The sequence below is a fragment of the Roseovarius azorensis genome, from assembly GCF_900109455.1.
GTDB classification, from domain to species: domain Bacteria; phylum Pseudomonadota; class Alphaproteobacteria; order Rhodobacterales; family Rhodobacteraceae; genus Roseovarius; species Roseovarius azorensis.
Map to the genome: position 1 here is coordinate 378,937 of NZ_FOAG01000001.1, position 20,688 is coordinate 399,624.

Annotated in this window: 19 protein-coding genes and 1 tRNA gene; 6 read left to right on the forward strand and 14 right to left on the reverse strand. The window is 64.0% G+C overall.

Annotation, left to right across the window (positions count from 1 at the left end; genetic code table 11):
- Positions 1-19 precede the first annotated feature (19 nt).
- On the reverse strand, positions 20-439 hold the full coding sequence (locus tag BSG08_RS01930) for a MarR family winged helix-turn-helix transcriptional regulator (protein WP_175544660.1): 420 nt from the start codon (positions 437-439) through the stop codon (positions 20-22).
- Between the two features lie 77 nt (positions 440-516).
- Between BSG08_RS01930 and BSG08_RS01935 the strand changes: the two genes are divergently transcribed.
- Entirely contained in the window at positions 517-903 is a 387-nt protein-coding gene (locus tag BSG08_RS01935) for a hypothetical protein (protein ID WP_093031164.1), read from the forward strand.
- 43 nt (positions 904-946) lie between these two features.
- Here BSG08_RS01935 and BSG08_RS01940 read toward each other — a convergent pair whose 3' ends face one another.
- Positions 947-2,794, reverse strand: coding sequence for an ABC-F family ATP-binding cassette domain-containing protein (locus BSG08_RS01940; protein ID WP_093031960.1), 1,848 nt, complete (start codon positions 2,792-2,794; stop codon positions 947-949).
- Positions 2,795-2,929: 135 nt separating this feature from the next.
- Between BSG08_RS01940 and ndk the strand changes: the two genes are divergently transcribed.
- Positions 2,930-3,352, forward strand: a complete 423-nt coding sequence (gene ndk, locus BSG08_RS01945; protein ID WP_093031962.1) for a nucleoside-diphosphate kinase — start codon at positions 2,930-2,932, stop codon at positions 3,350-3,352.
- Positions 3,353-3,411: 59 nt separating this feature from the next.
- Here the strand turns inward: ndk and BSG08_RS01950 are convergent, their stop codons facing one another.
- The 5 genes from BSG08_RS01950 to BSG08_RS01970 form a co-directional block, all read right to left on the reverse strand.
- A complete protein-coding gene (locus tag BSG08_RS01950; RefSeq protein WP_093031167.1) occupies positions 3,412-4,461 on the reverse strand; it encodes a zinc-dependent alcohol dehydrogenase family protein in 1,050 nt (349 codons plus the stop codon).
- 148 nt (positions 4,462-4,609) lie between these two features.
- Complete coding sequence (gene sucD, locus BSG08_RS01955; RefSeq protein ID WP_093031170.1) at positions 4,610-5,491, reverse strand: succinate--CoA ligase subunit alpha; 882 nt, start codon at positions 5,489-5,491, stop codon at positions 4,610-4,612.
- Positions 5,491-6,675, reverse strand: a complete 1,185-nt coding sequence (locus BSG08_RS01960) for a malate--CoA ligase subunit beta (protein WP_093031174.1) — start codon at positions 6,673-6,675, stop codon at positions 5,491-5,493. The genes sucD and BSG08_RS01960 overlap by 1 nt, the downstream gene beginning before the upstream one ends.
- Before the next feature lie 14 nt (positions 6,676-6,689).
- A complete protein-coding gene (locus tag BSG08_RS01965; RefSeq protein ID WP_093031177.1) occupies positions 6,690-7,631 on the reverse strand; it encodes an HpcH/HpaI aldolase/citrate lyase family protein in 942 nt (313 codons plus the stop codon).
- Positions 7,632-7,649: 18 nt separating this feature from the next.
- Complete coding sequence (locus tag BSG08_RS01970) at positions 7,650-8,858, reverse strand: pyridoxal-phosphate-dependent aminotransferase family protein (protein WP_093031180.1); 1,209 nt, start codon at positions 8,856-8,858, stop codon at positions 7,650-7,652.
- Between the two features lie 217 nt (positions 8,859-9,075).
- Here BSG08_RS01970 and BSG08_RS01975 point away from each other — a divergent pair, with 217 nt between their 5' ends.
- Complete coding sequence (locus BSG08_RS01975) at positions 9,076-9,726, forward strand: helix-turn-helix transcriptional regulator (RefSeq protein WP_093031964.1); 651 nt, start codon at positions 9,076-9,078, stop codon at positions 9,724-9,726.
- Between the two features lie 262 nt (positions 9,727-9,988).
- On the opposite strand, the gene BSG08_RS01980 is transcribed toward BSG08_RS01975, so the two are convergent.
- From BSG08_RS01980 to BSG08_RS02000, 5 genes are all read right to left on the reverse strand, one after another.
- Positions 9,989-11,467, reverse strand: a complete 1,479-nt coding sequence (locus BSG08_RS01980) for an ABC transporter substrate-binding protein (RefSeq protein ID WP_093031183.1) — start codon at positions 11,465-11,467, stop codon at positions 9,989-9,991.
- Between the two features lie 98 nt (positions 11,468-11,565).
- Positions 11,566-11,642, reverse strand: a tRNA-Arg gene (locus BSG08_RS01985).
- A 42-nt stretch (positions 11,643-11,684) separates the two neighbouring features.
- Positions 11,685-12,461, reverse strand: a complete 777-nt coding sequence (gene truA / locus BSG08_RS01990; protein ID WP_093031186.1) for a tRNA pseudouridine(38-40) synthase TruA — start codon at positions 12,459-12,461, stop codon at positions 11,685-11,687.
- 33 nt (positions 12,462-12,494) lie between these two features.
- Complete coding sequence (locus BSG08_RS01995) at positions 12,495-13,388, reverse strand: fructose bisphosphate aldolase (RefSeq protein ID WP_093031189.1); 894 nt, start codon at positions 13,386-13,388, stop codon at positions 12,495-12,497.
- Positions 13,389-13,950: 562 nt separating this feature from the next.
- Positions 13,951-14,391, reverse strand: a complete 441-nt coding sequence (locus BSG08_RS02000; protein ID WP_175544661.1) for a cupin domain-containing protein — start codon at positions 14,389-14,391, stop codon at positions 13,951-13,953.
- A gap of 106 nt (positions 14,392-14,497) precedes the next feature.
- Between BSG08_RS02000 and BSG08_RS02005 the strand changes: the two genes are divergently transcribed.
- Positions 14,498-15,409, forward strand: a complete 912-nt coding sequence (locus tag BSG08_RS02005) for a LysR substrate-binding domain-containing protein (protein WP_093031194.1) — start codon at positions 14,498-14,500, stop codon at positions 15,407-15,409.
- Positions 15,410-15,575: 166 nt separating this feature from the next.
- Here BSG08_RS02005 and BSG08_RS02010 read toward each other — a convergent pair whose 3' ends face one another.
- Together BSG08_RS02010 and BSG08_RS02015 are read right to left on the reverse strand one after the other, a co-directional pair.
- Entirely contained in the window at positions 15,576-16,430 is an 855-nt protein-coding gene (locus tag BSG08_RS02010) for an alpha/beta fold hydrolase (RefSeq protein ID WP_093031196.1), read from the reverse strand.
- Positions 16,427-17,803, reverse strand: coding sequence for a M20/M25/M40 family metallo-hydrolase (locus BSG08_RS02015; protein ID WP_093031199.1), 1,377 nt, complete (start codon positions 17,801-17,803; stop codon positions 16,427-16,429). The genes BSG08_RS02010 and BSG08_RS02015 overlap by 4 nt, the downstream gene beginning before the upstream one ends.
- A 232-nt stretch (positions 17,804-18,035) precedes the next feature.
- On the opposite strand from BSG08_RS02015, the gene hemA reads away from it, so the two are divergent.
- Together hemA and BSG08_RS02025 are read left to right on the forward strand one after the other, a co-directional pair.
- A complete protein-coding gene (gene hemA, locus BSG08_RS02020; protein WP_093031966.1) occupies positions 18,036-19,259 on the forward strand; it encodes a 5-aminolevulinate synthase in 1,224 nt (407 codons plus the stop codon).
- A gap of 114 nt (positions 19,260-19,373) precedes the next feature.
- Positions 19,374-20,618 (forward strand): helix-turn-helix domain-containing protein, encoded by a 1,245-nt coding sequence (locus tag BSG08_RS02025; protein WP_093031201.1) that lies wholly within the window; start codon positions 19,374-19,376, stop codon positions 20,616-20,618.
- Positions 20,619-20,688: the final 70 nt, after the last annotated feature.

Below are 20,688 nucleotides of genomic sequence, written 5' to 3' on the forward strand. Positions count from 1 at the left end.
GCGAATGCCAAGGGCAATCTTATTCGGGCAGGGCGCGCGCCATGATCTCTGCCGCCCGACGCAGGGTTTCGGACTCCTGTGCCAGATCGTCCTCCCACGCCGCGAGGATCGCCCGACAGAGCGCCATCAGCCGCGTGCCCGCGTCGGTAAAGGTGATCAGGCTTTGATTGCGACGCTCGGGATCCGGGCACAGCCGCAGATAGCCCATCTCTGCCAGCGCCGCCGCCTGCCGCTGCGTCGCCTGACGGCTGACACCAATCCTTCGCGCCACCTCTGACGCGGTATTCTCGCCGCACAGCAACGCGGCGAGAAAGCTCAGTTGCGCGGGGCTGAGCGGTATCCCGTGCCGGTCGCGCAATGCCGCCGCCAGATGCCGCGTCAGCCGTTCCTGGAACCCGCGCGCGGCATGATAGAGGTCGAGCGTGAGGCTGTCCGGCATTTCAGTTGTCAACTTTGTTGACATTTTGGCTTGCCCCGATATCTTGTCAATAATGTTGACAATATTGGAGGTGAATCATGTCTCTTGCAACCGTCTTGCGGCTCAACGCGGTCTCCTGCCTGGGCTTTGGCTTGCTCTTTCTGTTCGCGCCCGGCGTGACGGCAGGCTTTCTCGGCACGCCGCCCGTCTGGTTGCTGGTGGCGCTCGGGGCGGGGCTGATCGGCAACGGCATCCTGCTCTGGCTCAGTCAGCACCGTGGCCGCGCCCCCCGGCGGCACGAGGTGCTGTTCTTCAGCATTGGCGATTTCGGGTGGGTGGCGATGACCGTCGTGCTGATCGCCTCGGGGTTCTGGATTGTCACGCCCGAGGGCCGGATCGCGGCCCTTTTGGTGGCTGCCGGGGTCGGGGCGATGGGGGTGTTGCAATGGCGTGGCTTACCGAGGTCGGAGGCACCGCATAGCTGATGCCCGATCCGTACGGTCCGCGCCTTGAACCGTACGGATTGTCTCAGTCCTCCGCCGCTTCCAGCCGCTCCAGCGCCTCGATCCACAGGGTCTCCGCCAGCGCCAGACCGTCCTCGATCTCGGCATATTTCTTCTGCCATTGGGTCAGGCCATGGGTGTCGTCATAGATCGCCGGATCGGCCAGTTTCGCGGCCACCTTGTTCTCCATGTCATGCAGCTTTTCAATGCGCTCCTCGCAACGGCGCACGTCCTGTCGCAGCTTGAGGATGGCATCGCGAGATGGGCGTTTTGCCTTGATTTCCTTTGGTTTTTCAGAAGGCTTGTTGATGTCGGAACCATTGAGCAGCATCGCGCGATAGCTCTCCAGGTCGCCCTCGTAGAGGGCCACCGATCCGTCCTTCACCAACCACAGCCGATCCGCCACGAGACCGAGCAGATGCATGTCATGGCTGACCAGGATGATCGCGCCGGTATAGGCGGTCAGTGCCTCGACCAGCGCCTCGCGGCTCTCGATGTCCAGATGGTTCGTCGGCTCGTCAAGGATCAGCATATGCGGCGCATCCAGCGTCGCCAGCATCAATGACAACCGCGCCTTCTGCCCGCCAGACAGCTTACCCACCAGCGTTTCCGCCTGTTCCGCGCCTATTCCAAAGCCCCCCAGCCGTGCCCTCAGCTTGGTCGGGGTTTCGGTCGGGCGCATCCGGCGGATGTGGTCGATGGGCGTCTCGTCCAGATGCAGTTCGTCGACCTGATGCTGTGCGAAATAGCCCACGCGCAGCTTGGAAGCCTTGTGAATTTGTCCCTCAAATACTTGAAGTTTGCTTGACAATAGCTTGGAAAGAGTAGATTTTCCCTCACCATTCCGACCCAGAAGCGCGATCCGGTCGTCCTGATCAATCCGCAGGTTGAGCCGCCGCAAGACCGGCACGCCGTCATAGCCTACGCTGCCGCTCTCGATCCGCAGGATGGGCGGTGACAATTCCTCGGGCGCGGGAAATGTGAAGCGTTTGAGCGCCGCCTCTTGCGGCGTCGTGATCGGTTTGAGCCTGGCTATCATCTTGAGACGCGATTGCGCCTGCACGGCCTTGCTCGCCTTGGCGCGGAACCGGTCCACAAAGCTTTGCAGATGCGCGCGCCGCGCATCCTGTTTCCTGGCCTCGGATGCGGCGGCAGCGAGACGAGCGGCGCGGGTTTCCGCGAATGTCTCGTAGCCGCCTTGGTATAGCGTGAGTTTCTTGTCCTCAAGATGCAGGATCGAACCGACGGCGCGGTTGAGAAGCCCGCGGTCGTGACTGATTATGAGCACCGTATGCGGGTAGCGTGCCAGGTAGGTTTCCAGCCACAACGCGCCCTCAAGGTCGAGATAGTTGGTCGGTTCGTCCAGCAGCAGAAGATCGGGCTGCGAGAAGAGAACTCCGGCCAACGCCACCCGCATCCGCCAGCCGCCGGAAAAGGCGGAGCAGGGCATGAGTTGTTCCGCGTCGGTAAAGCCCAACCCCTTAAGGATGCTCGCGGCGCGCGCCTCGGCGGACCAGGCGTCGATATCGGCCAGCCGGGTCTGGATCTCGGCGATCCGCGCGCCATCGGTAGAGTGTTCGGATTCTTTCAATAATTCAGCGCGTTCCGTATCATAGTTCAACACGGTCTGGAGCAAGGACACGTCATTTCCCGGCACCTCCTGCGCCACGCCGCCGATGCGCGCGCGCGGTGGCAAGCTGATACTGCCACTCTCCAGTGCCAGTTCGCCCCGGATCAGGCGAAAGAGGGTTGTCTTGCCCGTGCCGTTGCGGCCCACGATCCCGACCTTGTGGCCATCGGGGATGGAGGCGGAGGCATGTTCGATCAGCGTGCGGCCAGCGACCGAATAGGTGATATCGTCAATGTGCAACATGCGCACCGCATGCCGCATGTGCGCGCCGCCGTCAATCGCGGCTTTTCAAGGGGCGATGCGCATGCTATCGGACCCGCGATCAAACGCGGTCGGGCAAGGGGCCTGATCGGCAAAACCAATGGAAAAGAGGCTGAAATGGCTGTTGAACGCACGCTGAGCATCATCAAACCCGACGCAACGAAACGCAACCTGACCGGCAGGATCAATGCCAAGTTCGAGGATGCCGGTCTGCGCATCGTCGCGCAAAAGCGCATTCAACTGACGCCGGAACAGGCAGGTGTTTTCTACGCCGTGCACAAAGAGCGCCCTTTTTATGGTGAGCTTTGCGAATTCATGGCGTCCGGCCCGGTTGTGGTGCAGGTTCTCGAAGGCGAAGGCGCTGTTGCCAGGAACCGCGAAGTGATGGGCGCGACCAATCCCAAGGACGCGGCACCGGGCACGATCCGCGCCGAATTCGCGGAATCGGTTGGCGAAAACTCGGTTCATGGCTCGGATGCGCCCGAGACGGCGGCAGTCGAGATCGCCTATTTCTTCTCGGGGCTTGAGCTGGTCGGATAAGCCACTTTCATAACTTCAGGAATGGGTCGCATTCTATTGGAATTGCGGCCTTTTTCATGTCATGCTGCCATGTTGTCCACAACCGTGACGCCTGCGCCGGTGTAGCCGTCCATCGCGCTCAGCGCGGCATTCAGCCCGGACAGGCCGATGCGTTTCGTCACCAGACGTTCCGGGGCGAGGCGGCCGGCGCTGATCATCGCGAAAAGCGCGGCAAAGCGGTCCGCGCCGATCCCGCGGGTACCATGCAGGGTGATCTGCCGGGAATAGACCAGTTCCAGAAGTGGCAATTCGGGCGTGGCGTGGCGGCCAAGCGGCATGCCAATCTGCACATGGCGTCCCATTTTGCGAAGGCTTTTCAGTGAGTTGTGGAAGGTATCGGTGATCCCGAGGGCGTCGAGCGAGACATGCGCACCGCCATTGGTGAGATCACGCACGGCCTCGCCCACATTTTCGATCTGGCTGGCATCAAGGGTGGCGTTCGCACCGAGCGATTGCGCGATTTTCAGCGCCTCGGGGTTGACGTCCACTGCCAGCACACGGGCACCAAGGGCCGCTCCGATCATGATGGCCGAGAGCCCGACGCCGCCGCAGCCATGCACGCTAAGCCATTCACCAGGTTGAATTTTAGCCCGATCCACAACAGCCCGAAACGAGGTGGTGACGCGGCAGCCCATGCCGGCGGCGGCGGCGTAATCCATCGTATCGGGCAGGCGCACGAGGTTGAAATCGGCGCGCGGGATGGCGAGGCGTTCGGCGAATGCACCCCAGCCGGTAAAGCCGATCACCTGCTGATGGTTGCAGATCGTCGGCTCTCCGCCCCGGCAATCGGGACAGGCGCCGCAGCCCAGAATGAACGGTGCTGTGACCCGGTCGCCTACGGCGAAGGCGCGACATTCCGCCCCGATTTCAATAACTTCGCCTGCAAATTCATGGCCCATGACATGCGGCAGGATGACATCGGGATCGGCCCCTTTCCACGCATGATGGTCAGACCGGCAGACACCGCAGGCGCGCACCGCGATCACCGCGCCGTCGCGGGGGCAGGCGGGGTCGGGCACTTCGGTGATCTCGGTGGGGGTGTTGTAACGGGACAGGAGGGCTGCACGCATGGGACACCTTTGGCTGGAGTTCTGTACAGCCTAGGACCGGGTGTCGGGCGAGGCAAGCGGGTACACGGTATACATCGCGCACGCGGGTTTCGTACGCAGAGCCAAAGGGGGCCGACCGACGGCGCGGACGACCCCGGATGTCATGCGGTCAGGCGACCATGCGCTGAACCACCTCGCCAAAGGAAGAGGGGGTGGGCACGATGGTGACGCCCGCCTCGGACAGGATCTCGACCTTTTCCTGGGCCGATTCGCCAAAGGCCGAAACGATGGCCCCGGCATGACCCATGCGCCGCCCCTTGGGGGCCGAGAGACCGGCGATATAGGCGGCGACGGGCTTGGTCATGTGGTCGCGGATATAGGCGGCGGCCTCGGCCTCTTGCGGGCCGCCGATCTCGCCCACCATGACCACGGCGTCGGTGTCGGGGTCGTTCTCGAAGAGTTCGAGAATGTCGCGGAAGGAGGAGCCGTTGATCGGATCGCCGCCGATGCCGACCGAGGTCGAGACGCCGATGCCGCGTTCCTTCATCTGGCTGGCGGCCTCGTAGCCGAGCGTGCCGGAACGGCCGATGATCCCGACCCGACCGGGCAGGTAGATATGCGGCGGCATCAGTCCGGCAAAGGCCTGGCCGGGGGTGATGATGCCCGCACAGTTCGGGCCGATGAGGCGCATCCGTTTTTCCGCCTTGTAGCGGCGCATGTAGCGTTTGACCTTGATCATGTCCTGCGCCGGGATGCCGTCCGCAATGCAGACGCAGGTCTGGATGCCGGCATCCGCGGCCTCCATGATCGCATCGGCGGCAAAGGGTGGGGGCACGAAGCAGATCGCCAGATCGGCGCCGGTTTCGGCCACGGCCCCCTTGACGGTATTGAACACGGGCAGGCCGTTATGCTTGGTGCCGCCCTTGCCGGGTGTCACACCGCCCACGACATTGGTGCCGTGGTTGATCATGTCCTGCGCGTGAAAGCTGCCGATGCGGCCGGTGAGGCCGGTCACCAGAACGCGGGAATTCCGGTTGATGAGAATGGCCATTACACGGCCTCCTTGAGGGTTGCGGCCTTCCAGGCGACGACCGCTTTCTCGGCGGCCTCGGCAAGGGTTTCGGCGGTCAGGATGGGCAGGCCGCTCTCGGCGATGAGCTTGCGGCCCTCCTCGACATTGGTGCCCGACAGGCGCACCACGATGGGCAGTTTGAGGTCGAGTTCGCGCACCGCGCGGATCACGCCCTCGGCGATCCAGTCGCAGCGGTTGATGCCCGCGAAGATGTTGACGAGGATCGCCTCGACATCGGGATCGTTGAGCACCGCCTGGAACGACATCAGCACCCGTTCGGGGCTGGCCCCGCCGCCGACATCGAGAAAGTTGGCGGGCTCGCCGCCGGCCATCTTGATCATGTCAAGCGTGGCCATGGCGAGGCCCGCGCCGTTGACGATACAGCCGATCTGCCCGTCGAGACCGATATAGTTGAGGCCGCGATCCGAGGCGAAGGTCTCGCGCGTGTCCTCCTGGCTCTTGTCGCGCATTTCCATGATCTCGGGGCGGCGAAAGAGGGCGTTGTCGTCAAAGCTGACCTTGGCGTCGAGCGCCATGATCTCGCCCGACTGGGTGACGACAAGCGGATTGATCTCGACCATGTTGGCATCGGTGTCCTCCATCATCCGGTAACAGCCGGTGATGGTCTTGACCGCCTGCGGGATCAGGGCCGCGTCGAGCCCGAGCGAAAAGGCGATTTCGCGCGCCTGAAACGCCTGCATGCCGACCGCCGGATCGACCACCGAGCGGATGATCGATTCGGGCTCATTGGCCGAGATTTCCTCGATCTCCATGCCGCCCTGGCCGGAGGCCACGACGACGACGCGCTCTTCCTTGCGGTCCATGACGAAGGCGAGATAGATTTCCTGCGCGATTTTTGTCGCCTCCTCGACATAGAGACGGCTGACGAGTTTGCCCTGCGGGCCGGTCTGATGGGTGACCAGCACGCGCCCCAGCATCCATTGCGCGGCCTCGGCGATCTCTTTCTCATTGGCGCAGATCCGCACGCCGCCCGCCTTGCCGCGCGCGCCGGAATGGATCTGGGCCTTGACCACCCATTTGTCACCGGAGAGTTCGCTGGCGCGATAGACCGCTTGTTCGGGGCTGTAGGCGATGCCGCCGCGCGGCACCTGCACGCCAAAGCGTTTCAGGAGTTCCTTGGCCTGGTATTCGTGGATGTCCATGTGATCTCCCTCCGTTATCCTTTGGCGGCGATGGCGTCGGTGACGGTCAGCACGTTGTTGGCCATGCGTTCACTCGCGGCGTCGATCATCTTGCCGTCGAGGCTGGCGGCGCCCTTGCCCTGGGCCTCGGCCTTGCGCAGCTCCTCGATGATGCGGCGGGCGCGGGTCACTTCGGCCTCGGGGGGCGAAAAGACATCGTTGGCGAGCGCGATCTGGCTGGGATGGATGGCCCATTTGCCCTCGATCCCGAGGGTGGCGGCGCGTTTGGCCGAGAGGACATAGCCGTCGGGGTCCGAGAAGTCGCCGAAGGGCCCGTCGATGGCGCGCAGGCCATAGGCGCGGCAGGCCACGGTCATGCGCGAGAGGGCGAAATGCCACTGATCGCCGGGATAATCGGGGTTGAGCCCGCCGATGACCACGGTGCGCGCCCGGTTCGAGGCGGCGTAATCCGCGACCCCGAAATGCAGCGCCTCAAGGCGGCCGGGGGCGGCGGCAATCGCCTCGACATTGGCCATGCCAAGGGCGGTCTCAATCAGCGCCTCAAGGCCGATCCGGTGAGTGAATCCCATCGCCGTCTCGATCTGGCTGATCATGGTTTCGACGGTGTAGAGGTCGGCGGGCACGCCAACCTTGGGGACAAGGATCGTATCGAGATGCTGGCCCGCCTGTTCGACGATCTCGACCACGTCGCGATACATGTAATGGGTGTCGAGACCGTTGATGCGGATCGACATGGTCTTGCCCTTGGCCTTCCAGTCGATGTCGTTCAGGGCCTGGATGATATTGGCGCGGGCCTGCACCTTGTCGGGGGGGGCGACGGCATCCTCCAGATCGAGGAAGATGTAATCGACATCCGAGTCGGCGGCCTTGTCGATCATCGCGGGGTTCGAGCCTGGCACGGCGAGTTCCGAGCGTTGCAGGCGCTGTTTTTTCAGCGGGTGAAGGGTGTAGCTCATGTCTGTTGGTCCTATGGGTCAGGCGGCGCGGGCCGCTGCGGGACGGGATTGCACCGGGGCGGTGGTGGCGCGGAAATGTTCCTGGGCGGCGGCGACACCTGCGCCGGGGACGATCGCGGCGCCTGCGTCGCGCAGCGCCATTTCGGCAGCCGACAGCGCGCCGCAGAGCATCACCGGATTGAGCGAGCCCAGATGTCCGATGCGGAATGCGCGCCCCGCCAGTTGCGCAAGGCCCGAGCCGAGCGAGGTCTGGTATTTGCTGTAGGCGGTCGCGATCACCTCGCGAGCGTCGATGTCAGCGGGCGTGCGGATCGCCGAGACGGTATCGGAATGCCATTGCGGTCCCTGTGCGACCAGAGAACATCCCCGCCATTCGGCTATGGCCGCGCGCACGCCCGAGGCGAGGCGGTGGTGGCGGTCCCAGACGCGCTCCATGCCTGCGTCAAGCAGCATGTCGAGCGAACAGCGCAGCCCGCGCAGAAGTTGCGTTGCGGGGGTGTAGGGGAAATAGCCGGTGTCGTTGAAGCGGATCATGTCGTCAAAGCTGAAATAGCAGCGCGGCATTGTGGCGCGTTCGTGGGCGGCCAGCGCCTTGTCGCTGACGCCCAGAATGCCGAGGCCGGCGGGCAGCATGAAACCCTTTTGCGAACCGGCGACGGCAAGATCGACGCCCCAGTCCTGCATCTCGAATTCGATTGCGCCGATCGAACTGACGCCATCGACGAAGAGCAGCGCCGGGTGATTGGCGGCGTCGAGCGCCGCGCGAAGGGCGGCGATGTTCGAGGTCACGCCGGTTGCCGTTTCGTTATGGGTGGCAAAGACCGCCTTGATACGGTGTTTCTTGTCCGCCTCAAGGCGGGCGGCGTAGTCCGCGACCGGCACGCCCTGGCCCCAGTCCACGTCGACCACTTCGACATCGAGGCCAAGCCGCGTGGCCATATCGACCCAAAGCGTTGAAAACTGGCCGAAACGGGACATCAGCACCCGGTCGCCGGTGTTGAGGGTATTGGTGATGGCCGCCTCCCAGGCACCGGTGCCGGAGGTCGGATAGACGAAGACGCGGCCATGGGTCAGGCGCAACACCTCCTTGAGATCCGCCAGGATCGGGAGGACGAAATCGGCAAAGTCGGGGGCGCGCATGTCCTCCATGGGAATGTTCATCGCGCGGCGGATTTCCTCGGGCACATTGGTCGGTCCGGGGATGAATAGATGTCTGATGCCGTTCATGTCTGTCCTCCTGTTGGCGCCTCATCATGCGCCGGTCCGGGGCCGTAGCGTAACGCCCGCGCGCATGGAAAGCGCGACCCGCCGGGCGGCTTTGCCCTCCGGCGGGTAGGGGGGCACTACCCGCGCTGCCGCTGTCTGCATGCGGTTGCATGCAAAAAAATCGTTTGATTTCAGAGATTTCCTTTGGCTTATCTGATATGATCCTGAGGAGGAGATGATGCGCGACATGGTTCAGGCGATCTTGCAAGAGGCAGATCAGGCTGTGCCCGAGGTGATCGTGGCGGACCGGCAGGCGATTGTCTGCCAGGGGCTGGGATCGCTGGTGGCGCAGATGGATGCGGTGCGGCTGGGTCCGTTTGCCACCGACAAGGCGAGCCTGCGCAAGGCGCTGAACGCGCGGCAGGGACCGGCGATCGTGGTTCTGGGGGTGCGGCTGGCGGATGCCGATCTGGCGCGGGTGCTGGAGATGCTGCGCCGCGATTATCCGCGCGTCATGGTGGTGGTGGTGGCCGAGGAGGCCGAGTTTGCCTTTATCCGCACGGCGATCAAGGCGGGGGTGCATTCGGTCTGCATGATGGGGCAGGTGCTGACATGTCTGCCGCGCATTCTGGGACATCTGGTCGAGGGGCACAGCATCCTGCCCATCGAGGTGCTCAAGCGGCTGACCGGCGAGCAGAACGATGCGCTGACCCGGCGCGAGCACGAGATCCTGGGGCTGCTGGTCGACGGTTTGACGAATTTCCAGATCTCGGCGCGGCTGGGCCTGTCGGAGAACACGGTGAAATATTACCTCAAGGCGATCTATCAGAAGCTGGAGGTCAATTCACGCGGCGGTGCCATCGCGAAATACGTCGCGGGGACGTATTGAGGCGGGTGGGGGTGTTGGTCTGAAGGGGACGTTGAGCCCGAGCAATGAGCCGCGCGGTGCCCGTCCGCCGGGTGGGCGCTGCAACGGAGGTGGCTGGCAGTTTATGCCTGCCAGATACTTCCGCGCTCTCGACGCGTTGCGACGTTGCAAAAGCGCCCGCCCGAGGGGGCGGACGGGCGCTGCGCGGCGGCGCCTGCGGCGCCTTGATTCCGCGCATGGGTGATTGGGGCGAATGTCTGATCTAGGCCAAACCCTTTCCCCCTCAATCCACCACCGTGACCAGATGCCAGCGCAGGGCGTCATTCGGTACCGGGTCGAAATGCGTCACGCGGTTGGAGAGCACGACAAGCTGGGTGACGTGGAACGGGATCAGTGTGCCGGAGTTCTTGGCCAGGTATTTCTGTGCCTCGATATAGAGGGCGCGGCGCTTGTTGAAATCCAGCTCGGCGCGCGCGGCCTCGAGCAGGCGGTCGAAATCGGAGTTTGCGTAATAGGTTTCATTCCATTTGGCGGTGGAATGAAACGCCTCGTTCAGCGCCTGATCGGCGGGACGGTCGCCCCAGCTGGTGGTGAAGGCGTCCTTTTTCATCCAGACATTCGACCAGTAACCATCGGCGGCGGCGTTGATCAGGTTGACGCGGATGCCCGCACGCGCGGCCTGTTCCTGAAAGGCGACGCCGATGACCGGCCAGCTCTGATCGAGCACCGAGACATGCAGGTCGATGTCGATGCCGTCGGGATAGCCCGCCTCGGCAAGAAGCTCGCGGGCGCGGTCGGGGTCGGGGGGGCAGTCCATTTCGGCGCGGTACTGGTCGTTGGGCGCGACCGGCGTGTCGCAGGAGACCACCCCGCCGCCATCGAGCGCCAGTTGCAGCATCTCGTCCCGGTCCACCACGAGGCGCAGCGCCCGGCGCACGCGGGGATCGTCATAGGGCGGCACATCGGTGCGAAAGGCGAGGCCCATCCAGTTGCCGGTGGGGATCTCCAGAAGCTGATAGCGCAGGGATTTGTCGAGGGCGCGCCGCAGGAGCGGCACGATACCGCGCTCCATGTCCAGCTGGCCGCTCAGGAACGCCTGCAGGCGGGCCTGCGCATCGGGCACGCCGATCACCTCGATCCGGGCGAGGCCGGGGGGGCCTTCCCAATAGTCCTCGTTGGCGATCAGAACAGTGATTCCGTCGGGGTCGAATTTCTGGACCCTGAAAGGGCCGGTGCCGATGCCGGTCTGGTCGATCGTGTCGCCCGACCCCTCGGGGATGATGCGCAGGCGGGGATCCATCAGTTGCAGCGGCAGGTCGGCAAAGGTCGAGGCCAGCGTCATGCGCACGGTGAACGGCCCCGTCGCCTCGATGCTCTCGATCATGCGGACGGCGGCGCGCGCCGGGCTGCCATAGTCGGGGTCGATCACGCGCTTGATCGAATAGACCACATCATGTGCATCCAGCGTGCTGCCATCGTGAAACCGCACGCCTTCGCGGATATGAAAGGTCCAGACCGTGCCATCGGCATTGGGTTCCCATGCGGTCGCGAGATCCGGCGCGGGCTTACCGCCGGGGCCGGGGCGCACGAGGCGGCTCTGGATTTTCTCGATGATCTGCAGGACGCGCCCCTTGGAGGCGGGATCGAGGCTGGACTGCGCGCCGAAGCCGACGTTATGGGCGTGGCGAAAGGTGCCCGAGGGCGCGGCAAGCGCCAGCGCCGGGGCCAGCATGCACAGGGCGGCCAGCAGGGTGTGGCGCATGATCGTCGGTTCTCCCCTTCGTCGGTTGCCCAGTAGTGGCAAGGGCGCGCGGGAAAATCAAACCTTTCGGGCGGGTGGGGAATCACGTTTTGAGCGTCTGGCGATCCCGGGAGGACTCGAACCCCCAACATCCTGATTAGAAGTCAGGTGCTCTATCCAGTTGAGCTACGGGACCGCTGGTCAGGCTCATAACGCGGGCGGGGCGTGAGATCAAAGGCTAATCGCGCGGGCCGAAGGGATCGTTGTCATAGCCGACACCGGCAAGATAGAGGCCCTGTGGCGGGCAGACCGGGCCGCAGGCGGCGCGGTCGCGCGCGTCCAGTGCCGCGCGCACCTGATCGGGGGGCCATGCGCCCGCGCCGACCCGTTCGAGCGTGCCGACAAGGCTGCGCACCTGGTTGTGCAGGAACGAGCGCGCGCGCAGGTGAAAGCGGATTTCCGGGCCGGTCGGGGCATCGAGTTCCTCGATGTCGAGCGCATCCAGCGTCTTGACCGGGCTTGCGGCCTGACAGATCGACGAGCGGAAGGTGGTGAAATCATGCCGCCCGATCAGATGCACCGCCCCGGCGCGCATCGCCGCCGCATCGAGCCGGTGCGGCACCTGCCAGACCAGTCCTGCATCAAGCGTGGCGGGCGCGCGGCGCATCAGCAGGCGAAAGAGATAGCGCCGCCCGGTCGCGGAAAAGCGCGCGTGCCAGTCATCGGCGACGGGTGCGCAGGCGGTGACCGCGACGGGCAGCGGCTTGAGATGGTAATTCAGCGCCTCGGAGAGGCGAAAGGGATCCCAGATGCGCGCCAGATCGCAATGCGCCACCTGCGCCAGCGCATGCACGCCCGCATCGGTGCGGCCCGCGGCGGCGATGGTATGGGGGCCGGGTTCGAGGTTGCCAAGCGCCGCCTCGATGGCGCCCTGCACCGATGTCTGGTCGGCCTGCCGCTGCCAGCCCGCGAAGGGCGCGCCGTGATATTCGACTTTGAGGGCGTAGCGGGGCATGGCAAACCGGGCTGAAAACGAGCGGGAAGGGCCTCAGCCGGCGACGGAGGCCCTTTGAATGTCGTGGATGGCGGCGGCGAGGGCAGTGTCGAATTCCGCATCCGATTGCTGTGCCGAGAGCCCCTCGGTCAGCGCCCGGCTGAAGCTGGCGATGACACCGCGGTTCTGCGCAAGCCGGGCGTTGGCCTCTTGCCGGGTGTAGCCGCCCGAGAGCGCCACGACACGCAGGACGCGGGGGTGGTTGACCAATGCCTCATAGAGGTTCGGGGCCTCGGGCAGGGTGAGCTTGAGCATGACCTCCTGATCCGCGGGCAGCGCGTCGAGATGCGCGAGGATGGCGCCGCGCAGCAGTTCCTCGGCGGCGGCCTTGTCGGGAATGGAGATCGTCACCTCTGGTTCGATGATCGGCACGAGGCCGTGGCCGAGGATCTGGCGGCCCACGTCGAATTGCTGGGCGACCACGGCGTCGATTCCCGCCGGATCGGCAGCGTCGATGACCGAGCGCATCTTGGTGCCGAAGATGCCTGCCGCCCCGGCGCGGTCGAGCAGGGCGTCGAGACCCGTGATCGGCTTCATCAGCCGGACGCCACTGCCGGGCTCTGCGAGGCCCTTGTCGACCTTGAGGAACGGAACGACGCCGCGTTCCTGCCAGAGGAACTGCGCCGAGGGCTTGCCGCCGATCTCGCGGTCCATGGTCATCTCGAAGAGGATCGCGCCCAGCACCTTGTCGCCGGTAAAGGCCGGGGCCTGCGCGATGCGGGCGCGCATGGCGTGGATCAGGTCGAACATCTCGGCCTCGGAGGTGTATTGATCCTCGGTGATGCCGTAGAGCCGCAACGCCTTGGGGGTGGAGCCGCCCGACTGGTCGAGCGCCGCGATGAAACCCTGTCCGGTTCTGATCTTGTCGGCCTGAATGGAATTGCGCATGTCTGATGTCCCGCTGAACCGCTAACTCTTTGTGCGCGTCTTAGGTGAGGGGCGCGCGCCGTGCAATCGTGGTGGCGCTAACAAAGCCTGCGGGCGGTACGATTCCCGTTCGGGCGTGCACAGATGAGGGTTCTGCCCCGCGGGCCGCTCTGCCGGAAATGGCCGGTGGGGTGTGACCTGTCCCGGATGACATGTCATGGGAGGCTGCTACAAGGGGCGGGGCAAAAGTCCGGTCAGGCGTCGCTGAACGGTCCAGACCCCGAGAAGAGCCGGGCAGGACGCAAGAGGCGGATTTCCGGCGCGCCTGCTTCTGCCGGGAGCATCGGGGGGGGCGGTCTGAGGGGGCTCTGCAACCGTTCCGGATTTCATGCGCCCCCCCAGCCACTCTTACGCTGAAATTCGTCCCAGTACGCTGTATTGGCCGACAGATGCGTCTTTCTCCACTTTCATGCGAGTAGTTGTAGAGCGAAGGAAATGATGGATGGCGACGAAGAATATATCGCCGCCATCCGATGCCGCACGGTATGGGCGTGGATCAGGCGCGCTATTTTGTCAGCGCGCCTTATGATGCGGGCTTGATGTCGCAGACAAGCGCACTGGCAGATTCATCGCCGCGATTGAAAAACCAGTGCACGGTATCGGCATCCTCAATGAAAGTTTCACCCGCTGAATGCACGGTTTCGCCACTGTCGCGTCCCTCGGTCCAAGTTCCGCTTTCCATATAAACCACGGCCGGCGTCTTGTCCGCGCTGTGGCGGGCGATCTGGCCACCGGGTTCAATTGTGATCCGCCGCAGCAACAGGATATGTTTACTCAGCCCGACCTGCGCTGCCATCGAGACGGCGGGAACGACTCCGAGTTGTTCGACCTTCAGTCCGGCGTGTTCGGTTGGATAAACTTCGTCTGCCAGCGCCGGAACGCCAGCAAAGGTGAGCATGGCGCTGCTTGCGCAGAGCAGGGCGCGGTAGGCAGTTGGGCGTTTCACTTGTTTTGTTCCGGTCATCTTGTATTCTCCCATGGGATTGATTGCGTTATAATGCAAGCATAGGCTGCTGCGAGAATGCGGGCAAAAGGCGGTTATTCATGCCCGGATGAAAGGAATTCATGCGATGGCGCGCAAACTGCCATCCTTCTCGGCCGTGCGGGCCTTTGAGGCCGCTGCCCGGCATCTGAGCTTCAAGCAGGCCGCCGACGAGCTATGTCTGTCACCTTCAGCGATAAGCCATCAGATCCGCGCCCTTGAGACCTATCTGGATACCGCGCTTTTCGAGCGTCAGGGCAACCGGCTGGTGTTGACCCTGACCGGGCGCGGCTATGCCGGCAAGCTGACCGACCTTCTCGATACATTTGACGAAAGCACGCGGGCGGTGCGCGAGGCCGGCAGTCGACCGTTCCGTCTGCTTTGCACCCCGGGTTTCGCCGCACGCTGGCTGGTGCCCCGGCTCGACCGGTTAGATTTTGCCGACCGCGTGCGGCTGAGGGTTTCGACCGGCGCGCCTTCGACTGATTTTGCCAGCAATGACGCCGATGTGGTGATCCAGTGGTCTGATAGTCCGATCGCCGGGGTCCGCACCGACGTGCTGATGACATCAAACCGCTATCCGGTCGCCAGCCCGGCTCTGCAGCGGCGCGAAAACATCCGCACACCGGAAGATCTGCTGCGGGTCACGCTGATGCATGACGAGGTGCAGGATGCCTGGGCTGAATGGTTTGGTGCTGCTGGAATATCGCCGCCTGCTATGCCGCGTGGACCGGTGCTGCCCAATTGCGAACTGGCCACGACGGCGGCAGAACGCGGCCAAGGGGTGGCGCTGGCATATAACGCACTGGTGCGCGACACCTTGGCCGAGGGGCGCCTGGTGCGGCTGTTCGACACCGTCACCATGCCGATCGTGATCTATTCTCTGGCGTGCCCCGAAGCCCGCGCGGACGACCCGATGATCCGGGAATTCCACGACTGGATATTTGCCGAGGTGGCTGCGGATGGGACTGCGCCGCGTCGCCTCGGTACCCCTTTATGAAAGGCGCACGCGAGCTGGTGTTTCATCACTATGCTCGTGTCTGCTCCAGCATGCCCATGTCATCCATGAGCGCCTTCATTCCTGCTGGAGGCGACACACACACAAAGAAAACACACAAAGTTTAAATGCTTCCAGGAACGACAAGGGTATCTACCCAAGAAGAAGCCTATTCATGCAGAAAGCCGCTGAGCGCCGCGAGGGTCTGCGCCGGGGCGGTGTCGGGGAAGAAATGTCCGCCTGGGATCGGCTGTGCCTGCATGTGCGCGCATTTGGGCGCCCATGTGGCGGATACGTCGTAGTGCCGCGCCATGGCGCCGGTCTCGCCATAGAGGATGAGTGCGGGGCAGGTGATGCGCGCATCGGCGTCGGCGCTGTCGTCAGCCATATCGTGGCTGAGCGTGGCGCGGTAGTCGTTGCACATGCCGCGGATCGTGTCGGGGTCGCGCCATGCGGCGCGATACCGGGCGAGTTGGTCCGCGTCGAAATCCGTCAGTCGTGCGCCGCCCCAGCCGAGCAGGCAGGATTCGTAATAGGCGTCCGGGTCGGCGGCGATCATGCGCTCGGGGAAGGGGGCGGGCTGGGCGAGAAAGAACCAGTGGTAGTAGGATTTCGCCACCTGCCAGCGCAGGTCTGAAAGCAGGGTATGGGTGGGGATGATGTCCATCAGCGTCAGGCTTTGCACCCGGTCGGGATTGTCGAGCGCGAGGCGGTGCGCCACGCGCGCGCCCCGGTCGTGGCCTGCGAGATGGAATGTCTCGTGGCCGAGGCTGTCCATGAGCGCGGTCATTTCCCGGGCCATCGCGCGAAAGCTGTAGGCGGCGGGGTCCGGCGGCTTGGCCGAGGCGCCATAGCCGGGCAGATCGGGGCAGATGACGCTATGGGTTTCGGCAAGGGCGGGCGCGATATGCGCCCACATGGCGCGGGTCTGCGGGAAGCCGTGCAGCAGCAGCAGCGGCGGGCCGTCCCCACCGATGCTGCAGGCGAGGGTGGGGGTGGTGTGGTCGGAGAAGCCGGGGATCATTTCGCAAGCGCGTCCAGCACCCGCGCCCAGCTGCGGATGCCCTTGTGAAAGCTCTGGACGTTGTATTTCTCGTTGGGCGAGTGGATGGCGTCATCCTCTTGCGCGAAACCGATCAGCATGGCGTCGAGGCCGAGGATTTCCTTGAAGTAACCCGCGATGGGGATCGAGCCGCCCATGCCGGTAAACACCGCCTCGCGGTTCCATTCATCCGAAAGCGCCTGGCGGGCGGCCTCGAATTCGGGGCGGTTGATGTTCATGACCGCCGCAGGCGAGCCGTCGAGATCCTGATTCCAGGTGATCTTTGCATCCGGCGACAACCGGTCCTCGACATGTTTGCGGATTTTCACGCGCAGCGCGTCGGGGTCCATGTCGCCGACGAGGCGGCAGGTGATCTTGCAATGCGCCTCGGCGGGGATCACGGTCTTGGTGCCCGCACCCTGATAGCCGCCCCAGAGGCCGTTGATTTCCAGCGTCGGGCGCGCCCATTGCTGGACGAGGGTGGAATAGCCCCTCTCGCCATGCGGCTGCGTCATGCCCACCGATGAGAGGTAGTCGTGCTCGTCAAAGCCGCAGTTTTCCCATTGCCGCAGCAAGTCGTCGGGCACTTCGTGGACGCCCTCGTAAAAGCCGTCGACGGCGACGCGACCCTCAGCGTCGTGGAACGAGGCGATGATGCGCGAGATTTCCCTGAGCGGGTTGAGCGCGGGGCCGCCGTAATGGCCGGAATGCAGGTCGATGCGGGGGCCGTGGATGGTGAATTCGTCCTTGAGCATGCCGCGCAGTTGCGAGGCGATGGAGGGCACGCCGGGGGCGACCATCGAGGTATCGCAGATCAGGGCGAGGTCCGCGCCGAGTTCGGCGGCGTTGTCCTTCATGAAGGGGATGAGCGAGGGAGACCCTGATTCTTCCTCGCCCTCGAAGAAAAATGTGATCTTGCAGGGCAGCGCGCCGTTCACATCCTTGTAAGCGCGGCAGGCCTCGACGAAGGTCATCAGCTGGCCCTTGTCATCCGAGGCGCCGCGCGCGCGGATCACCTTGCCCTGATCGGTGTCCTGCAGTTCCGGCGCGAAGGGATCGGTGTGCCAGAGGTTAAGCGGATCCACCGGCTGAACGTCGTAATGGCCGTAGAACAGCAGGTGCGGGCCGGGGCCGTCAGCATGGCCCACGACCATGGGCCGGCCCGGCGTTCTGCGCTTTTGTGCCTTAATACCAAGGCTTTGCAGATCCGTGACAAGCCAATCGGCAGCGGCGTCGCATTGCGCGGCATAGGCCGGATCGGTCGAGATCGAAGGGATGCGCAACAGCCCCGTGAGCCGGTCGAGAGCGGTGGGCAACTGGTCGTCAATGCGGGCGAGAATGGCGGAAAGGGACATGGCTGGCCTTCGGGTCTGGATTATGGTTTGAGGCGAGCGTAACAGGCCGGGCGGCGCTGTCCAGAGACTTGACCCAGATCAAGGTCGGGGGGAGCGGCAATTTGTAACCTGTTGCTTGCATGGGGTGGATTCTATAACCATTCTTAATATTGAATAGGTGGTGCGCGCGCGCTGCAAAGACCCGAAAGACGGCCCTGGCCGTTGCTCGGTGACGATCGGGAAGGAACTGCCGTTGGATTACGTTGCAAAGCTGGATCAGGCGATTGACCGTCTGCATCAGGAGGGGCGTTACCGCACCTTTATTGATATCGAGCGCCGTAACGGCAATTTTCCGCATGCGATCTGGCGGCGGCCGGATGGCAGCGAGCGGCCGATCACGGTCTGGTGCGGCAATGATTATCTGGGCATGGGTCAGCATCCGGTCGTGCTGCGGGCCATGCATGAGGCGATCGACGCCACCGGCGCCGGATCGGGCGGCACGCGCAACATTTCCGGCACCACGGTCTATCACAAGCGGCTGGAGGCGGAACTGGCCGATCTGCATGGCAAGGAGGCGGCGTTGCTGTTCACCTCTGCCTATATCGCTAATGACGCGACGCTCAGCACGCTGCCCAGGCTGTTTCCCGGTCTCATCATCTATTCGGATGCGCTGAACCATGCCAGCATGATCGAGGGGGTGCGCCGCAATGGCGGGGCCAAGCGGATATTCCGGCATAACGATCTGGAACATCTGCGCGAGTTGATGGCGGCGGATGATCCGGACGCGCCCAAGCTGATTGCCTTTGAAAGCGTCTATTCAATGGACGGCGATTTCGGCCCGATTGCGGCGATCTGCGATCTGGCCGATGAGTTCGGGGCGCTGACCTATCTCGACGAGGTGCATGCGGTGGGCGTGTACGGACCCCGTGGCGGCGGTGTGGCCGAGCGCGACCGGCTGATGCACCGGGTGGATATCATCAACGGCACGCTGGCCAAGGCTTATGGCGTGATGGGCGGCTATATCGCGGCGAGCGCCAGGATGTGCGACGCGATCCGGTCCTATGCGCCGGGCTTTATCTTTACCACCTCGCTGCCACCTGCGGTTGCAGCCGGCGCGGCGGCGAGCGTCGCGCATCTCAAGGGTGACAACGAATTGCGGACGCAGCATCAGACGCAGGCCAGGATCCTCAAGACTCGTCTGAAGGGGCTGGGCCTGCCGTTGATCGACCACGGCAGCCACATCGTGCCGGTGATCGTGGGCGATCCGGTACACACCAAAAAGCTGAGCGACATGCTGCTGGAAGGCTATGGAATCTACGTTCAGCCGATCAATTTCCCGACCGTGCCACGCGGCACCGAACGGCTGCGTTTCACGCCTTCGCCGGTGCATGGACCCGATGAAATGGACGCGCTGGTGCGGGCAATGGATGATTTGTGGAGTCATTGTGCGCTGAATCGCGCCGAACTCGCCGGATGATCGCTCTGCGCGTGCATTAAACCTTGCCTTGTGTTACAGTTAACGAAACAAAAGGACATCGCTCGAATCGGGAGGTTTGTGCGAGAGGACAGGTGTAAGAAGAGGCAGGGTCGCATGATCGGGCGGCGATTTTCGCGCAAGGCCGAAGTTGAAGAGGTCGAAGCCCGCGGCTTTGACGCCTATGAGTTGCGTCTTGGCGATGTGATGCGCGGCGAGCGTGCGACGCTTGGCAAATCCCTTCTGGATGTAGAACGCGATCTGAGGATCAAGGCCGCTTATGTGGCGGCCATCGAAAACGCCGATCCCGCAGCCTTTGACACCCCCGGTTTCATTCCCGGCTATGTGCGGTCCTATGCGCGTTATCTGGGCATGGATCCCGATCAGGCATTCAAGTCATTCTGCGCGGAATCGGGATTTTCGATCGCGCATGGCATGTCGGAGGAGGCGTCCTCGATCCGCAAGTCCGGTGCTGCGGTGCGGCGCAAGGCGTCGATGGGCGATCCACTGCTGACGCCCAATACGCCGTTTCTTCCTGCAAGCGAGAGTTTTCTGGCCCGGATCGAACCCGGCGCCATAGGTTCAGCGCTGGTGCTGGTGGCACTGATCGGCGCGATCGGTTATGGCGGGTGGAGCGTGCTGCGGCAGGTGCAGCAGGTACAGCTCGCCCCGGTCGAGAATACGCCCATCGTGCTGGCCGATCTGGATCCGCTGGTGAGCGCCACCGCTCCGGTGGGTGATTCCGGCACGGGCGAGGATACTGCATCGGGCGTGTTTCAACCGCCGCGTGACGAGCGCCTGAACCGCCTTTACCGACCCAAGGCGCTGGACGTGCCGGTGATGGTGGCGCGTGATGCGCCGATCTCGACCCTGGATCCGCGCGAGGTGGGCACGCTCAGTCCCGGAACACCTCGGGCGGATCGCGACAGCGGTATTGCGCAGGCCGGGCGGGTGATTGATACCGACCAGAGCGTCCCCCCGGCGCAGACGCAGGTGGCGCAGGTGGTGGAAAATGACATGCCCGATGTGCGGCTGGTTGCGGTGCGACCGGCCTGGGTTCGGGTGCAAGCTGCTGATGGAAGCGTGATTTTCGAGGGCATCCTGAACGCCGGGGACGATTACGACGTGCCCGCGACCGAAGAGCCCGCGATGTTGCGGGTGGGTGAATCCGGTGCGGTCTATTTTGCCGTGAACGGAAAGCATTACGGACCGGCGGGCGCGCGCGGTTCGGTCACGTCCAATCTGGCGATGACACCGGAGGCGCTGACCGGGCGTTATGAACTGGCCGATATCGAGGCGGATCAGGACCTGATGCGCTATGTGGCCGAGCTTCAGGCAGTTCCCGGCGCCACGCAGGACTGAGCCACCGCAGGCGCGATTGCCCCGGAGCGGTTATCGTATTATCTAGGCGGTAACAGCCATTTCCAGATCG

What these genes read in the sequence shown, in the direction of transcription:
- BSG08_RS02010 (WP_093031196.1), bottom strand. Translation starts at nt 16,430, where the DNA reads ATGATCCCCGGCTTCTCCGACCACACCACCCCCACCCTCGCCTGCAGC.
- BSG08_RS01935 (WP_093031164.1), top strand. Translation starts at nt 517, where the DNA reads ATGTCTCTTGCAACCGTCTTGCGGCTCAACGCGGTCTCCTGCCTGGGC.
- BSG08_RS02015 (WP_093031199.1), bottom strand. Translation starts at nt 17,803, where the DNA reads ATGTCCCTTTCCGCCATTCTCGCCCGCATTGACGACCAGTTGCCCACC.
- BSG08_RS01950 (WP_093031167.1), bottom strand. Translation starts at nt 4,461, where the DNA reads ATGCGTGCAGCCCTCCTGTCCCGTTACAACACCCCCACCGAGATCACC.
- BSG08_RS01995 (WP_093031189.1), bottom strand. Translation starts at nt 13,388, where the DNA reads ATGCGCAATTCCATTCAGGCCGACAAGATCAGAACCGGACAGGGTTTC.
- truA (WP_093031186.1), bottom strand. Translation starts at nt 12,461, where the DNA reads ATGCCCCGCTACGCCCTCAAAGTCGAATATCACGGCGCGCCCTTCGCG.
- ndk (WP_093031962.1), top strand. Translation starts at nt 2,930, where the DNA reads ATGGCTGTTGAACGCACGCTGAGCATCATCAAACCCGACGCAACGAAA.
- BSG08_RS01960 (WP_093031174.1), bottom strand. Translation starts at nt 6,675, where the DNA reads ATGGACATCCACGAATACCAGGCCAAGGAACTCCTGAAACGCTTTGGC.
- BSG08_RS01930 (WP_175544660.1), bottom strand. Translation starts at nt 439, where the DNA reads ATGCCGGACAGCCTCACGCTCGACCTCTATCATGCCGCGCGCGGGTTC.
- BSG08_RS02005 (WP_093031194.1), top strand. Translation starts at nt 14,498, where the DNA reads ATGGCGCGCAAACTGCCATCCTTCTCGGCCGTGCGGGCCTTTGAGGCC.
- BSG08_RS02000 (WP_175544661.1), bottom strand. Translation starts at nt 14,391, where the DNA reads ATGACCGGAACAAAACAAGTGAAACGCCCAACTGCCTACCGCGCCCTG.
- BSG08_RS01965 (WP_093031177.1), bottom strand. Translation starts at nt 7,631, where the DNA reads ATGAGCTACACCCTTCACCCGCTGAAAAAACAGCGCCTGCAACGCTCG.
- sucD (WP_093031170.1), bottom strand. Translation starts at nt 5,491, where the DNA reads ATGGCCATTCTCATCAACCGGAATTCCCGCGTTCTGGTGACCGGCCTC.
- BSG08_RS01940 (WP_093031960.1), bottom strand. Translation starts at nt 2,794, where the DNA reads ATGTTGCACATTGACGATATCACCTATTCGGTCGCTGGCCGCACGCTG.
- BSG08_RS02025 (WP_093031201.1), top strand. Translation starts at nt 19,374, where the DNA reads ATGATCGGGCGGCGATTTTCGCGCAAGGCCGAAGTTGAAGAGGTCGAA.
- BSG08_RS01980 (WP_093031183.1), bottom strand. Translation starts at nt 11,467, where the DNA reads ATGCGCCACACCCTGCTGGCCGCCCTGTGCATGCTGGCCCCGGCGCTG.
- BSG08_RS01970 (WP_093031180.1), bottom strand. Translation starts at nt 8,858, where the DNA reads ATGAACGGCATCAGACATCTATTCATCCCCGGACCGACCAATGTGCCC.
- BSG08_RS01975 (WP_093031964.1), top strand. Translation starts at nt 9,076, where the DNA reads ATGCGCGACATGGTTCAGGCGATCTTGCAAGAGGCAGATCAGGCTGTG.